The sequence below is a fragment of the Martelella mediterranea DSM 17316 genome, assembly GCF_002043005.1.
Classification (GTDB): Bacteria; Pseudomonadota; Alphaproteobacteria; order Rhizobiales; family Rhizobiaceae; genus Martelella; species Martelella mediterranea.
The window spans coordinates 3,459,893-3,474,258 of the sequence record NZ_CP020330.1 but is presented as its reverse complement, the minus strand read 5'-3'; the positions used below and the strand labels follow the sequence as shown (position 1 = coordinate 3,474,258).

Below are 14,366 nucleotides of genomic sequence, written 5' to 3'. Positions count from 1 at the left end.
CATGATAAAACGAATACCTTATCCCGCCCTTGTCGGCCTGTTTGTCACCATCTGCTTCTTCCTCGCGGCTATCTTCGCGCCGTTTCTTGCGCCCTATGGCATGAGCCAGGTTGTCGGCGATGTCTGGGAGCCGGCGTCCGCCGCGTACTGGCTTGGCACCGACAATATCGGCCGCGATCTGCTGTCGCGCCTGATCTATGGCGGCCGCACCACGATTTTCGTGGCAATCGCGGCAACCATGGTTGCCTTTGCTGTCGGCACGGCGCTTGGGCTTTTCGCTGCCGTCATCGGCGGATGGGTGGATCAGGCGTTGTCGCGCCTCGTCGACCTCATCATGGCCATTCCATCGCTGATCTTTGCGCTGGTGGTGCTCTCGGTGATGCCGGTCACGGTGCCGATCCTGATCGTCGTCATCGGGCTGCTGGAGGCCACCCGCATGTTCCGCCTGTCGCGCGCCGTTGCAGCCGATCTTGCCGTCATGGACTTTGTCGAGGCAGCGCAGCTTCGCGGTGAAGGCCGTGGCTGGGTGATCTTCCGTGAAATCCTGCCGAATGCGATTTCGCCGCTGATTGCCGAACTCGGCATGCGCTTCATCTTCGTCGTTCTGTTCGTCTCGACGCTTTCCTTCCTCGGTCTCGGCATCCAGCCGCCGAATGCCGACTGGGGCGGCATCGTGAAGGAAAACAAGGATGGCATCGTCTATGGCATTCCCGCAGCCCTGCTGCCGGCCGTTGCGATCGCCGCGCTCGCCATCTCCGTCAATCTGGTCGCCGACTGGATTCTGGAACGCACGACATCGCTGAAAGGAGGCCGCAATGGCTGAGGCTCTTCTTGAAATCAAGGACCTGAAAATCGAGGCGACCAGCTATCCGCCGGGCGAAAAGCCGCAGAAGATCACCATCGTCAACGGCGTGTCGCTGACGCTGGAAGAGGGCAAGGTGCTGGGCCTGATCGGGGAATCGGGCGCCGGCAAGTCGACTATCGGCTTGTCCGCCATGGGTTATGGCCGTGGCGGTGTCAGGCTGACCGGCGGCTCCATCAAGCTCAATGGCCGGGAAATGCGCCGCGCGCCCGGCAAGGTGCTGCGCTCTGCCCGCGGCGCCGAAGTCACTTATGTGGCGCAGTCAGCGGCGGCCGCCTTCAATCCGGCGCGCAAGCTGATGGATCAGGTCATTGAATCGACCGTCAAGCACAAGCGCATGAGCCGGTCGGAGGCAAAGGCGCGCGCCGTCGACCTTTTCACCCGTCTTGGCCTGCCCGACCCGGAAACCTTCGGCAACCGCTATCCGCATCAGGTCTCCGGCGGCCAGCTTCAGCGCGCCATGACCGCCATGGCGCTTTGCCCGAAGCCGGATCTTGTCGTCTTCGACGAGCCGACGACGGCGCTGGACGTGACCACCCAGCTTGGCGTTCTGGCGGCGATCAAGAAGGCGATCCGCGATTTCGGCGTGGCCGCTCTCTACATTACGCATGACCTTGCCGTCGTCGCCCAGATCGCCGATGACATCATGGTGTTGCGCGGCGGTGAAACCGTCGAATACGGCACCTGCGACCAGATCATCAATCACCCGCAGGAGGAGTATACGCAGGACCTCGTCTCGGCGATCAATGTCGAGCGCCGCGAGCACGACCCGGATGAAAAGCCGGTGCTGACGCTGAAGGAGATTTCGGCGCGCTATCGCGGGCTCGATTTCGATGTGCTGAAGAACATCAACATGGAGGTCCAGCCGGGCACCACACTCGCGATCGTCGGCGAAAGCGGCTCGGGCAAGTCGACGCTTGCGCGGGTCCTGACCGGGCTGTTGCCGCCGCATACCGGGGAAATCTCGTTTGACGGCGAGGTGCTGTCGCCTGCGCTGAAGGGACGTAGCTGGCAGAACCTGCAAGAACTGCAGATGATCTACCAGATGGCGGATGTGGCGATGAACCCGCGCCAGACCGTCGGCACGATCATCGGCCGCCCGCTCGAATTCTATTTCGGCATGAAGGGCAAGGAGAAACGCAAACGCGTCATCGAGCTGCTCGACCGTATCGAACTCGGCGAAGAATTCATCGATCGCTACCCGGCCGAACTTTCCGGCGGGCAGAAGCAGCGCGTCTGCATTGCCCGCGCGCTTGCGGCAGAACCGAAGCTGATCATCTGCGACGAGGTGACGAGCGCGCTCGATCCGCTGGTGGCCAAGGGCATTCTGAAGTTGCTGCGCGATCTTCAGCTGAAAGACGGTGTGACCTACATCTTCATCACCCATGATATCGCCGCCGTTCGCGAAGTCGCCGACACGATTGCGGTCATGTATCAGGGTGAGGTGGTGCGCTATGGCGGCAAGCAAGAGGTCCTTTCGCCGCCGTTCGACGATTACACCGAGCTTCTCATGCGCTCCGTGCCGGAAATGCGGATCGGCTGGCTGGAAGATACGCTGGAACTTCTGGAAGAGCATCTGCCGGCTTCAGCCGTGCCCGAAGGAGCCTGATCTTGTCTCAGACAAAACCCGAAACAGATAGCCCGGTGGCTCTGGTCACCGGCGCCGGCTCCGGCATCGGCAAGGCGATCGCCCTCAATCTGAAGGCCGCGGGCTTTCGCGTGTTCATCTGCGATGTCGATCCGGAGGCCGTCGAAAGCATGCAGACCGCCGGTATCACCGCCAGTGTCTGCAATGTCGCCGATGAGACCGCGGTGTCTGCGCTGGTGGCGGAGGTTGTTGCGGCGACCGGTGGCCGGCTCGACCTTCTCGTCAACAATGCCGGCATTTCCGGCATGAATGCGCCGGTGGAAGCGGTCGATGCCGAAGACTTCCGCCGCACCATGGATATCAATGTCAACGGCACCTTTTATTTCCTCAAGGAAGTGGTGCCAGCCATGAAGGCAATGGGGCAGGGCGCGATCATCAATATCGCCTCGACGGCCGCCCTTTTCGGCTATCCGAACCGTACCTCCTATGCTGCCTCCAAATGGGCTATCATCGGGCTCACAAAGACGCTTGCGATGGAGCTTGGCCCCTTCGGAATCCGCGCCAATGCCGTCTGCCCGGGATCGGTGGAAGGCCCACGCATTGATGGCGTGATTGCGCGGGATGCAAAAAGCCGCGGCATGAAAGCTGGCGATGTGCGCAGAATCTACGAGAGCCAGGTGTCCATGCGCAAATTTGTCGGCGCCGACGATATTGCCCGCATGTGCGTGTTTCTGGCGTCGAAGGATGCGGGCATGGTGTCCGGCCAGGTGATCGCCGTCGATGGGCACACCGAAAGCCTCTCAGTCCCCTTTTAGGAGCGTTATGATGAAAGCAGTCCGGTTTGAAAAATTCGGCGATGCCGATGAGGTGCTGATCTACGGCGATATCGAAACGCCCGTCGCAGGCCTCGGCGAGGTGCTGGTGAAGTTGCACACCAGTGCCGTCAATCCGTCCGATACGAAGAAGCGGATGGCGTCCTTTCCGAACCTTCTCGACAATGGATATGTCATTCCCCACAGCGATGGCGCCGGCGTAATCGCGGCCGTCGGCGAAGGCGTGCCCGAAGCTCGGATCGGCGAGCGGGTCTTCACCTTCAATGCGCAATACGGCCGCCGTTTCGGCACGGCGGCGGAATATGTCGCGTTGCCGTCGGCCCATGCGCCGTGCCTTCCTGAGTCTGCAAGCTTCGAAGTCGGCGCCTGCCTCGGCATTCCGGCCATGACCGCGCACCGCTGCGTTTTCGCCGATGGATCGGTCAACGGCAAGACCGTGCTTGTCACCGGCGGGGCGGGCCGCGTCGGCTTTTACGCGATCCAGTGGGCAGCGCTTTCCGGCGCCCGCGTGATTGCGACCGCCAGCAATGACGCCGATGCCGATGCCTGCCGCAATGCCGGTGCATCGATCATTGTCAATCACCGCGACGCCGGCTGGCCGGAAGCGCTTCTGGCCGCAACCAACGGTGAGAAGGTGGACCGCGTGGTGGAGGTCGAGTTCGGCGCCAATCTCGAAAATGTGCTGAAGGTCATTGGCACAAGCGGCGTCATCGCGACCTATTCATCGACGGTCGAGAAGGAGCCGAAGCTGCCCTTCCTCAAGATGATGTATCTCGACATCACCATCCGCATGGTGATTGTCTACGCCATGCCGGATGAGGCCAAGGACCATGCCGTTTCCGACATTCAGGATGCGCTGGAAGCCGGCCGCCTGCAGCATCGCATTGCCCGCCTGATCCCGCTCGCAGACTGCGCCTTCGCCCACCGCGAGATCGAAGCGGGCGAGGTGCGTGGTTCGGTGGTGCTGAAGATCAACGGCGCTTGAGCCACCGTATCCGACCCTTCGGCGGGAGCCGATGCGAAGTGAAGATACATACTGCGCGGCCGGACAGGCTTTGCTGGGGAATGGGCGGCCATCGCGGAGCCGGCCGCAATGACAACAGATTGGAGAAAAAGCCCATGAAACGACTGCTTCTGCCCATGATGGTGTCGCTTGGCGCGATGGTCACAAGTACAGCGCTTGCCGATGAAACCCGTTTTACCATTGACGATTTCACTGCGTCGATTGACGACTATGCGCTGGTCGACAACGCTCTGTTCGTGCCGCCGCAAGATGCGGGGCCGGCAAAGGAGGCCTTCGAGGGCACGCTGTCGATTTCCGAGACCCCGATGCCGAGTGATCCTGCCGAGATTGCGAGCGGGGAGGTACTCGGCAAGAACCCGCAGCTTTTCCCGGCTGTCGATCTTTCGTTCATCACCCTCGGCGATGAGCTCGTGCCCGCCACGCAGGACGTCATCCGCGCCGGATCGACGGAAAACGGCAGCAGCTTCTGGGATATCATCGTTCAGCCCGGAAAGGTCTGGTCGATTGGCGATGACGGTTGGTCGCGGGCGTCGTTTCCGTTCTCGCTGGTCCATATGATCGAGGGCGAGACCCATAACGGCGTTGCCATGTTCCTCTACAGGGACGGCGAAATCAGCGATCTCCGCTATCAGATACTGACGGAAACAGCGCCTTTCTACGTTGAGACCTATTTCACCGCCGCAGGAAGCCTGCCTGCCGAGCTGACTTCCACGGCAGTTGATGATGCTGATGCGCTGGCCGCGCGATTCGAGATTGCCAGGGCCGATGCCGAGGACATCCGCCCGTGGTCCGCGCTGGAGAAAAAGGTTGGTGCCGACACGCTGGAAGGCTTCGACAGCGACATCCGCCCCAACGAACTTCTGCTGGACGGGTTGATGGTAGAGGATACCTTCTATCTGAAATCCTGCCCGACGCCGGCCGGCGAACTGCCCTATTGCGACCGACAGCGCTTCGGTGTCTGGTCGGTGTCGAAATCGCTGGTCGCGGCTGCTGCGATGCTGAGCGTTTCGGAGAAGTACGGTCCCGAGATCTTCGACATGACGATCACGGACCTCGTGCCGGAAGCCGAAGGCATCGAAGGCTGGGACAAGGTAACGGTCGGCGATGCGCTCAACATGGCGACCGGCATGGGCTATGGCCAGCGCGAGGCAGAGCCGAAAATATCCTGGTCGCCCTATACCGACGACTACTACGCCTTCTATGAGGCGCGATCGCAGGAAGAAAAGCTCAACCTGCTGCTCAACGCCGCCAAGCCCTATGTCTGGGGTCCCGGCGCGATGATGCGCTACCGCGATGAGGACATGTTTCTCGTTGGCGTCGCCGTCACCAACTACCTGAAGGAAAAGCAGGACCCGGACCCGAATGCCTGGTCCTTCCTCCAGGCGAATGTTTACGAACCGATCGGCATTCATGACATGCCGATCAACAAGACGATCGAGGATGACGGCAGCGAAGGCCAGCCGCTAACGGCCTATGGGCTTTATCCGACGGTGGGCGATCTCGTGAAGCTTGCAAGGCTCTACCAGAATGGCGGCAGGTTTGGCGACGAGCAGATACTCAGCGCCGAGATGATGGCCGATATCGCCACCACCAGCGAACCTGCCGGGCTTACGACCGGTCAGGAAGCGAAGCCCTATTACGGAAAGGCCTTCTGGCGCTATCCCTTCAAATCGGATGAATGCACGCTCTATTTCCCGTCCATGGATGGCTGGGGCGACAACCGCGTCATGCTGATGCCAAACGACATCACCGCGATCCGAATTGCGGCCAACTGGGATGGCGACGAGAGCGCAAAGAACATGGAGAGCCTCATCCGCACGGCAAACGCAATCGAGTCCTTCTGCCCATAAACTCGAAGAATGATCCGCCTGGCAGCGGGAAAAGACCTGTCCGGCGCTTTCTGTTTTGCCTCTTTGATACCCCGCTGGCCGAGCTTGGGCGGAGCGTAGCTTTATGGTGCGCATTGCAAAACGCGTCTGCACCCAATAGCTTGGGAAGCACAGCATATGGAAAGCCTTTTAGGGTCGGCTTCTGTAAGCCTTTCTCTGAAGGATCGTGGCTTTGAGGTCAGAGTGTCAGCCGCTGAAAGGAAATGGGCCTGCAGCCCGTTTCGGTAAATTCAAACGGAAACGGATATGGAGACGGCTTTCTTTCAGTTTGAGACTGTTGCGGAGCTCGGTTCGATCAGGAAGGCTTCGGAAAAGCTTCATATCTCGCCGTCTTCGGTCAGCCGGCAGATCCAGAAGCTGGAATATGCTTACGGAACCGAACTTCTCGTCCGCCAGTCCCAGGGCGTCCGGCTGACGCCGGCGGGTGAACTGGTGCTGCGCTTTGTGAAGGGGCGCAACAAGGAACTGCAGCGGCTGCGCGCGGAAATCGATGCGCTGAAAAACCTTGAGAGTGGGCATGTCATCATCTACACGGTCGAGGGCATGATCGGCGGTCTTCTGCCGCGCGCGCTTGCCCGTTTCGGAAGGGACCATCCGAATATCACCTATCAAGTGCTGGTGGCCGGAACCGATGGCGTGATGCGGGCGGTTGCAGAGGAACGCTGCGATATCGGTATTTCCTTCCAGCCGTTTCCGCGCGAGGAGATCGATACGCTGGTCAGCCTGCGCCAGCCGGTGATGGCGGTGATGTCGCGCCACCACCCACTCGCCGGACGGCGGGAACTGAACCTCACCGAAGTCCGCCATCAGCCGGTCGGCCTCCCGGACCAGTCCTTCGGCATTCGTCAGCTGGTCGATCATGTCGTCAGGTCCGAGCAGCTTGCGCTCAAGATCAGGCTGGAAACCAATTCTATCGACATGATGCGCCAGTTTGCGCTTCAGGATATGGGCATCGTCTTTCTGCCTGCCTTCTCGTTCGAGCGTGAACTGGAATCCGGTGAGCTGATCGGCGTCCCGATCACCTCCTCAACGTTGTCGCAGTCGACGACGCAGGTCTGCAAGCGCGCGGAGATCGAACTGAGCCCGGCCGCAGGCCGGTTGGTCGAGTATATTCGGAAAGTGGCCGATGAATTTGTTGGTGTTGCGTAGAACGCAACGCTGTGTGCCTGAATTACGACTTCCGCGAGGCACGCTTTTCCCCTTACCTTGTTGAAATCCGGAGACCGCCAAATCTCCCGGTGCATCAAAAAACAACGAGAACTGAGGGGTTCCGAAATGACGCATTCTACGAAATCGTGGCTGCTCGCGCTTGCCGGTGCCACAATGCTGCTGGCGACGCCGGCACTTGCCAATGAAACGATCCGCATCGGCGCGCCGCTTCCACTGACGGGGCCTCTTTCCCCGGAAGGTCTGAAGCAGCAGCGCGGTTATGATCTCTGGGCCGAAACCGTCAACGCAGCCGGCGGCGTCACCGCCGGTGACACGACCTATGACGTCGAGATCGTGTATGTTGATTACGAAAGCCAGACGCCGCGCGCCGTCCAGACCGCCGAGCGGTTGATCACCGCCGATGATGTGAACTTCCTGTTCGCGCCATTCGGTTCGGGTGCTGCAAAGGCGGCAAGCTCCGTTGCCGAGCGCTACCAGATCCCGATGGTCGCCGCGACGGCTTCCTCCGTGGAGGTTTACGATCAGGGTTATCAGTATCTGTTCGGTACGTTCACGCCCAACAATACGTTGACCGATCCGCTTGCCAGGATCGTTGCCGATTCCGGCGAGGACATCTCGACTGTCGCGATCTATGCTCGCAACGACCTGTTTCCGCTGGCGATCGCCAAGGAAATGGAAAAATCGGCCGGCGACAATGGCATCGAGGTCATCTCCTTTGATGAATACGCCATCGGAACGATGGACCACGCCTCGGCCATGACGCTCCTGATGCGCTCCAAACCGGACTGGATTTTCGCCACCGGCTATATCAACGATCTCATTCTCATCCGCCGCCAAATGGCCGATCTCGGCATCGAGCCGAAGGCGCTGACGATGCTGGCCGGTCCCGCCTACAAGGAATTCATCGAGGCGACCGGCGATCATTCGAACAATGTCTCGAGTGCCGCCTGGTGGCATCCGGCCGTTGCCTATGACGGCGAGGGTGTTTTTGGTCCGACTTCGGACTTCGTCACGGCTTTCGAAGCGAAATATGATGCCACGCCCGATTATGCGGAAGCCTCTGCTGCGGCTGCCGGCGTCGTTCTGCAGCTTGCCATCGAGGATGCCGGCACGATCGAGCCGTCCGCCGTGCGCGATGCGCTTGCCGCGATGGATGTCATGACCTTCTACGGTCCGGTGCATTTCGGCGAGAACGGCCAGATCGACTCACTCGAGCCGCCGGTCTTCCAGATCCAGGATGGCGCCACGAAGACGATCTATCCGGAAGAGATCAAGCAGGCCGATATGCGTTTCGGCGGTATCGAATAAGTCCCGGCGTCAGCCATTCAACGCTTTAGCGGCCGGCTGTCGCGGTCGGCCGCAAAAACAGCGGAAAACACAGCAATGCTATATGCACAGATCCTCCTTAACGGGCTGGTGCTGGGCGGGCTCTATGCCTGTATCTCGGTCGGCTTCTCGCTGGTGTGGGGCGTCCTGAACGTCATCAACGTGCTACACGGCTCATTTGTCGTTCTTGGCTCCTACATCGCCTATTTCGCCTATGTTCACCTTGGTATTCACCCGTTCGTCTCGGTTGTCATCGCCGGTGCGCTTTTGTTTGCGCTCGGCTATGTGGTGCAGCTCGGCCTGATCAACCGGGTGGTCGGCGCGCCGGTTCTGACGACGCTGGTCCTGACCTTCGGCCTCGATCTTCTCCTGAACAACGGCATGTTGCTCGCCTTCAGCGCCGATTATCGCTCGGTACAGCTTGCCAACCCGCTTGGCAGCAAGGTGATCGCCGGATTGGTGTTTCCGCTTGACCGGCTGGTGGCGATGCTGCTTGCAGGCGTACTGACCGGGCTTTTATACCTGCTTCTGGTGCGCTCCAAGATCGGCCATGCCATCGTCGCCGTGCGCATGGACCGGGAGGCGGCAGCCCTCATGGGCGTCGACGTGAAGACGATCTATGCGATTACCTTCGGCATCGGTGCGCTGATGGCCGGTGCCGCGGGCAGTCTGCTGAGCCTCGTCTTCCCGATCTCACCGCTGGCAAGCTCGGAATATCTGTCGATCGCCTTTATTGTCTGCGTTCTCGGCGGGCTTGGCAGCATTGCCGGCGCCATCGTCGGCGGGCTGGCGCTCGGCCTCATCCAGAGTTTCGGCGCGCTGTTCATCGGCCCGGAACACGGGCTGACGATCGCTTTCGTCCTGCTCATCCTGCTTCTTATCTTCAAGCCGACCGGCATTATGGGCCGCAGGGGGTATGAATGAGACATCCGCTGATTGGTCTTGGCTTCTTTGCCCTCATCGCCTTCCTGCCGGTGTTCGGAGACAATTACATCCTGCGCCTTGGCACCATGTTCGCCATGTATGCCGTGCTGTCCCAGTCGTGGAACATCATCGGCGGCTATGCCGGCTATCCCTCCTTCGCAACGGCGGCCTTCTTCGGGCTTGGCGCCTATACCGGCGCGATCCTGCAGGGGCTCGGCCTTGCCATGCCGCTTGCCTGGGCGGCGGCCGGATTGATGGCCGCAGCCTTCGCGGCCGCGATGGGCGCTGCCATTCTGCACCTGAAGGGGCACTACTTCGCTATCGCGAGCCTTGTTCTTGCCGAGGTGCTTCTGGAAATCACCACCTCCTGGACCAGCTTGACGGGCGGCGGCATGGGGCTCAACCTGCCGATCATCCGCATGTCGGTCGCCGCCCAGGCGCGCCTGTTCTTCTGGTCGATGCTGGTCCTTGCCGTGCTCACCTTCCTGATGAGCTGGTATGTCTCGGCCGGACGCATCGGTTTTGCGCTTCGCTGCATTCGCCAGAACGAGGATGCCTCCTCCATGGTCGGCATCAACACCACGCTTTACAAGATCATCGCCTTTGTGCTTTCCGCCCTGTTCGTCGGCTCCGCTGGCGCGCTCTATGCCTCATGGGTGTTCTACATCGAACCGCCGGATGTCTACTCGGTGATGACCACCGTTCGCCCGATCGTGATGACCATGCTCGGCGGTCCCGGAACGCTGCTCGGTCCGGTTATCGGCTCCGGAATCTTTTTAGTCATCGAGGAAGTGGTGTGGCGCAACTTCCTGTCCATCCATGCCGCCGTTCTCGGCATCCTCATTGTCGGATTGATCTTCTACCTGCCCAACGGCGTTGTCGGGACCGCCATGCGCAAACTGCGCAAGCGCAAGGCACATAAAGTGGAGACCAGGCCATGAGCATTCTCGAACTGAACGGTCTCACCCAGCGCTTCGGCGGGCTGACAGCCGTCAATGATGTCGATCTTGCGGTCGAACCCGGCGAGATCGTCGGCCTCATCGGACCCAACGGCGCGGGAAAGACCACGCTCGTCAATCTGGTAACGGGCGTCTTCAAGCCGTCTGCCGGCAGCGTCATCTATGATGGCCGGCGCATCGACGGCATGAAGCCTTATCAGATCAGCCGGCTCGGCGTCGCCCGCACCTATCAGGTGGTCCAGCCGTTTCCCGAGATGACCGTGCTGGAAAACGTGATGGCGCCGGCGGTCTTTGCCGCGGGGGCCGCCTCCACCACCGAGGCCATGCATGCCGCCGACGAGGCGATCGAATTCCTCGGGCTGAAAGCCCATCGCGACACGCCGGCAAGCGAACTGACCCTTGCCGGCCGCAAGCGGCTGGAACTGGCCAAGAGCCTTGCCATGAAGCCGAAGGTGCTGCTGCTCGACGAGGTCAATGCCGGGCTCAACCCGGCGGAGATCGAGACGGCGCTCGAGATGATCCGGGCAATTGCGGCGCGCGGGGTCACCATCATCCTGATCGAACATCTGATGAAGGTGGTGATGAGCCTTTGCACCCGCATTGTTGTCCTGCATCACGGCGCCAAGATCGCCGAAGGCCGGCCAGACGAGATCACGCGAAACGAGAAGGTGATCGAGGCCTATCTCGGCAATCGTTATGCGAAAGCCAATGCCGGGGAGAAAGCCGATGTCTGAACCATTCTTCCAGATCAGCAAGCTTGAGGCCGGCTACGGCGAAATCCGGGTTCTCTGGGGCATCGACCTTGCCGTCAGTGCCGGCGAGATCGTTTGCCTGATCGGCTCCAACGGCGCGGGCAAGACGACGCTGCTGCGCACGATCTCCGGCCTGCTTCCGCCGACGGCGGGCAGCATCGTAATCGACGGCCAGGAGCTCGCGGGCGCCGACACGCGCCGGATCCTGGCGGGCGGCATTGCCCATGTGCCCGAAGGCCGGCGGCTGTTTCGCACCATGTCGGTGAAGGACAATCTGATGATGGGCGCCTATCTCAGGAAGAGGGGCGCCTCGGTCGAGGAAGATCTCGAACGGGTCATGACCATGTTCCCGCGCCTTGCCGAACGGGCGCATCAGGATGCCTCGACGCTGTCGGGCGGCGAGCAGCAGATGTGCGCGATCGGTCGCGGGATCATGAGCCGTCCGAAACTTCTGATGATCGACGAGCTTTCGCTGGGGCTTGCCCCGCGCGCCGTCGAGCTCCTCAGCGAATCGCTCATCGAGATCAACAAGACCGGCGTCGCCATCCTGCTTGTCGAGCAGGATGTGATGACCGCGCTCGACCTTGCCCATCGCGGATATGTGATCGATCGCGGCCGCATTTCCCTTGCAGCCACTTCAGAACAACTCCGTCAGGAGCCCGCCGTGCGCGAAGCCTATATCGGCGCGGCCTGACATTTAGAGAAAACACAGAAAGCAATTCCGATGCATGCTTCCCAGAAAATCGAACCCCGCCAGGACGCCATTCTCTCGCCCTATGACGGCAGCCTTGTCGGGCATATGCCGGTCTGCGAGGAGGCCGATATCGAGCAGGCGATCCTGACAGCGCAAAAGGGTTTCGACATGATGCGCAAGCTGCCGCGTTTCGTGCGCGCCGATATTCTCGAGCGCACTGCGGACCTAATCGAGGCGCGCAAGGATGAATTCGTCCGCCTCATCGCGGCGGAAGCGGGAAAGCCGCTTTATGATGCGCGCGGCGAGATATCACGCTCGCTTTTGAACCTGCGCGGCGCGGCCCGCGAGGCCCGCGCCTTCGGCGGCGAGGAAGTGCCGCTCGATATCGACGGCGCGGTCTTCGAATACCAGACGGCGTCTGCCGATGGCAGCCCGCTCGATCTGTCGAAGGCCGATCTGGCGACGCTCAACGGGCTTGGCCGGCGCATCGGCATTGCCCGAAGGTTCCCGATCGGCCCGATCCTGGCCATCACACCGTTCAATTTTCCGCTGAACCTGGTGCTGCACAAGCTGGCCCCGGCCTTTGCCGTCGGCAATTCGGTCATCCTCAAGCCCGCGCCGCAGACCCCGCTCACCAGCCGGTTGCTGGCTGAAGTCTTGTATGAGGCCGGTCTGCCTGAGGAGGCGCTGACGGTCGTCCATTGCGATGTGCCGCTTGCCGAAAAGCTGGTGCGTGATGATCGCATCGCCATGGTCACCTTCACCGGCAGCGTGCCGGTCGGCTGGCATATCAAGTCGCTGAGCGGCAAGAAGAAGGTCTCGCTCGAACTTGGCGGCAATGGGGCGGTCGTGGTCTCCGATGATGCCGATATCGCCTTTGCGGCGGCACGCTGCGTGCGCGGCGGCGTCGTCTATGGTGGCCAGTATTGCATCGGCGTTCAGCGTATTTTCGTCCATGAAAAGGTCTATGACGCCTTCGAGAAGGAGCTGGTCGCCCGTGTGGAAGCCTGCAAGGTCGGCAATCCGATGGAGGAGGGGGTCGATGTCGGACCGGTCATCGACGAGCGCTCGGCGATGCGTATCGAAAGCTGGATCAACGAGGCCGTCGAGCAGGGCGCGCGCGTTCTGACCGGCGGCACGCGCGACAAGGCCGTCATCGCGCCGACGGTTCTGACCGACACGAAACCCGACATGAAGGTCGAGGCCGACGAGATTTTCGGACCGGTGGTGACGCTGACGAAGGTGAAGGATGCCGATGAGGGCGTGCGCCGCGCCGCCGACAGCCGGTTCGGCCTGCAGGGCGGGTTCTTCACCAACGACATGAAGGCCGCCTTCCGCGCGCTGGAGGACTGGGATGTCGGCGCGCTGATGATCAATGACGTGCCGATCTACCGCATCGACACTATGCCCTTTGGCGGCTGGAAGGATTCCGGCCTCGGCCGCGAGGGCACGCGCTATGCGATGGATAGTATGACCGACATCAAGCTCCTTGTGGTCAATTATGGCTGAATGTCACTCGGTCGCAGTCGCCGGTCTGGGATCGATCGGCATGCGGGTCGCAAAAGCCCTTGATCAGGGGATCGAGGGTCTTCAACTGAAAGCCGTCGCACTGCGTGATGTCACGACGGCGACCGCGCGTCTTTCCGGCTTGCGTTCTTCTCCCGCCATCCTGCCGCTTTCCGAACTGCCGGTAGCGGCCGATATCGTGGTCGAGTGCCTGCCGCCATCGGCTTTCCTGGAGCTTGGTAACGCGATGCTGAACCACGGCGGCAAGAGGTTTGTCGTGGCAAGCGTCGGGCAATTGTTGATCGCCGAAGGCTTTCTCGATGCCGTACGTGCAGCAGACCTTGCGATCCTTGTGCCATCCGGTGCGGTTACCGGACTTGACGGGCTGCGGGCAGCGCGCGAGATCGGACTGGAGGCGGTGACGTTGAAAACCAGCAAGCCGCCGCATTCCTTCGGTGATAGCGTCAGGATCGGTGACACCATCGTGGCGGCGTCTGAGATCAAAGAGCCCACACGCCTGTTCTCCGGCAGTGCCCGGCAATCGATCGCAGCCTTTCCGAAGAACATCAATGTGGCGGCGACCGTCGCGCTTGCAGGGTTCGGCGCCGATCGGACATCTGTCGAGATCTGGGCCGATCCCGGTATCGCCCTGAATACGCATGAACTCACCATTCGCTCCAGGGGCGGCAAGATCAGGGCCGTGTCGGAAAACCTGCCCGATGCGGACAATCCGAAGAGCAGCGCGATCACGGCCTACAGCATCATCGCTGCCTTGAGGCGTATGGAAAGTGCCGTTTCGCTCGGCTCGTGAGCCGGAAGCACATATCAGACAGAAGGAA

Annotated in this window: 13 protein-coding genes; all 13 read left to right on the top strand. The window is 61.1% G+C overall.

Going from position 1 to position 14,366, the window contains the following annotated elements; translation table 11 throughout:
- Position 1 precedes the first annotated feature (1 nt).
- The 13 genes from Mame_RS16155 (at position 2) to Mame_RS16095 (ending at position 14,338) form a co-directional block, all read left to right on the top strand.
- Entirely contained in the window at positions 2-823 is an 822-nt protein-coding gene (locus Mame_RS16155; RefSeq protein ID WP_018064212.1) for an ABC transporter permease, read from the top strand.
- Positions 816-2,471, top strand: coding sequence for an ABC transporter ATP-binding protein (locus tag Mame_RS16150; protein ID WP_018064211.1), 1,656 nt, complete (start codon positions 816-818; stop codon positions 2,469-2,471). The genes Mame_RS16155 and Mame_RS16150 overlap by 8 nt, the downstream gene beginning before the upstream one ends.
- 2 nt (positions 2,472-2,473) lie before the next feature.
- Positions 2,474-3,265, top strand: coding sequence for an SDR family NAD(P)-dependent oxidoreductase (locus tag Mame_RS16145; RefSeq protein WP_155122131.1), 792 nt, complete (start codon positions 2,474-2,476; stop codon positions 3,263-3,265).
- A gap of 7 nt (positions 3,266-3,272) precedes the next feature.
- Positions 3,273-4,268, top strand: coding sequence for an NADPH:quinone reductase (locus Mame_RS16140; RefSeq protein WP_018064209.1), 996 nt, complete (start codon positions 3,273-3,275; stop codon positions 4,266-4,268).
- A 134-nt stretch (positions 4,269-4,402) separates the two neighbouring features.
- Complete coding sequence (locus Mame_RS16135; protein ID WP_018064208.1) at positions 4,403-6,157, top strand: serine hydrolase domain-containing protein; 1,755 nt, start codon at positions 4,403-4,405, stop codon at positions 6,155-6,157.
- Between the two features lie 285 nt (positions 6,158-6,442).
- A complete protein-coding gene (locus Mame_RS16130) occupies positions 6,443-7,345 on the top strand; it encodes a LysR family transcriptional regulator (protein WP_018064207.1) in 903 nt (300 codons plus the stop codon).
- Between the two features lie 126 nt (positions 7,346-7,471).
- Entirely contained in the window at positions 7,472-8,674 is a 1,203-nt protein-coding gene (locus Mame_RS16125) for an amino acid ABC transporter substrate-binding protein (protein ID WP_018064206.1), read from the top strand.
- 75 nt (positions 8,675-8,749) lie between these two features.
- Positions 8,750-9,616 (top strand): branched-chain amino acid ABC transporter permease, encoded by an 867-nt coding sequence (locus Mame_RS16120; protein WP_018064205.1) that lies wholly within the window; start codon positions 8,750-8,752, stop codon positions 9,614-9,616.
- Positions 9,613-10,557, top strand: a complete 945-nt coding sequence (locus tag Mame_RS16115; RefSeq protein ID WP_018064204.1) for a branched-chain amino acid ABC transporter permease — start codon at positions 9,613-9,615, stop codon at positions 10,555-10,557. The genes Mame_RS16120 and Mame_RS16115 overlap by 4 nt, the downstream gene beginning before the upstream one ends.
- A complete protein-coding gene (locus Mame_RS16110) occupies positions 10,554-11,309 on the top strand; it encodes an ABC transporter ATP-binding protein (protein WP_018064203.1) in 756 nt (251 codons plus the stop codon). The genes Mame_RS16115 and Mame_RS16110 overlap by 4 nt, the downstream gene beginning before the upstream one ends.
- On the top strand, positions 11,302-12,021 hold the full coding sequence (locus tag Mame_RS16105; RefSeq protein ID WP_018064202.1) for an ABC transporter ATP-binding protein: 720 nt from the start codon (positions 11,302-11,304) through the stop codon (positions 12,019-12,021). The genes Mame_RS16110 and Mame_RS16105 overlap by 8 nt, the downstream gene beginning before the upstream one ends.
- A 30-nt stretch (positions 12,022-12,051) precedes the next feature.
- On the top strand, positions 12,052-13,530 hold the full coding sequence (locus tag Mame_RS16100) for an aldehyde dehydrogenase family protein (RefSeq protein ID WP_018064201.1): 1,479 nt from the start codon (positions 12,052-12,054) through the stop codon (positions 13,528-13,530).
- A 40-nt stretch (positions 13,531-13,570) separates the two neighbouring features.
- Complete coding sequence (locus Mame_RS16095) at positions 13,571-14,338, top strand: aspartate dehydrogenase domain-containing protein (protein WP_235726806.1); 768 nt, start codon at positions 13,571-13,573, stop codon at positions 14,336-14,338.
- The last annotated feature ends 28 nt before the right edge of the window (positions 14,339-14,366 follow it).

Coding starts and splice junctions, on each gene's coding strand:
- Mame_RS16155 (WP_018064212.1), top strand. CDS start 2: ATGATAAAACGAATACCTTATCCCGCCCTTGTCGGCCTGTTTGTCACC.
- Mame_RS16150 (WP_018064211.1), top strand. CDS start 816: ATGGCTGAGGCTCTTCTTGAAATCAAGGACCTGAAAATCGAGGCGACC.
- Mame_RS16140 (WP_018064209.1), top strand. CDS start 3,273: ATGATGAAAGCAGTCCGGTTTGAAAAATTCGGCGATGCCGATGAGGTG.
- Mame_RS16135 (WP_018064208.1), top strand. CDS start 4,403: ATGAAACGACTGCTTCTGCCCATGATGGTGTCGCTTGGCGCGATGGTC.
- Mame_RS16130 (WP_018064207.1), top strand. CDS start 6,443: ATGGAGACGGCTTTCTTTCAGTTTGAGACTGTTGCGGAGCTCGGTTCG.
- Mame_RS16125 (WP_018064206.1), top strand. CDS start 7,472: ATGACGCATTCTACGAAATCGTGGCTGCTCGCGCTTGCCGGTGCCACA.
- Mame_RS16120 (WP_018064205.1), top strand. CDS start 8,750: ATGCTATATGCACAGATCCTCCTTAACGGGCTGGTGCTGGGCGGGCTC.
- Mame_RS16115 (WP_018064204.1), top strand. CDS start 9,613: ATGAGACATCCGCTGATTGGTCTTGGCTTCTTTGCCCTCATCGCCTTC.
- Mame_RS16110 (WP_018064203.1), top strand. CDS start 10,554: ATGAGCATTCTCGAACTGAACGGTCTCACCCAGCGCTTCGGCGGGCTG.
- Mame_RS16105 (WP_018064202.1), top strand. CDS start 11,302: ATGTCTGAACCATTCTTCCAGATCAGCAAGCTTGAGGCCGGCTACGGC.
- Mame_RS16100 (WP_018064201.1), top strand. CDS start 12,052: ATGCATGCTTCCCAGAAAATCGAACCCCGCCAGGACGCCATTCTCTCG.
- Mame_RS16095 (WP_235726806.1), top strand. CDS start 13,571: ATGCGGGTCGCAAAAGCCCTTGATCAGGGGATCGAGGGTCTTCAACTG.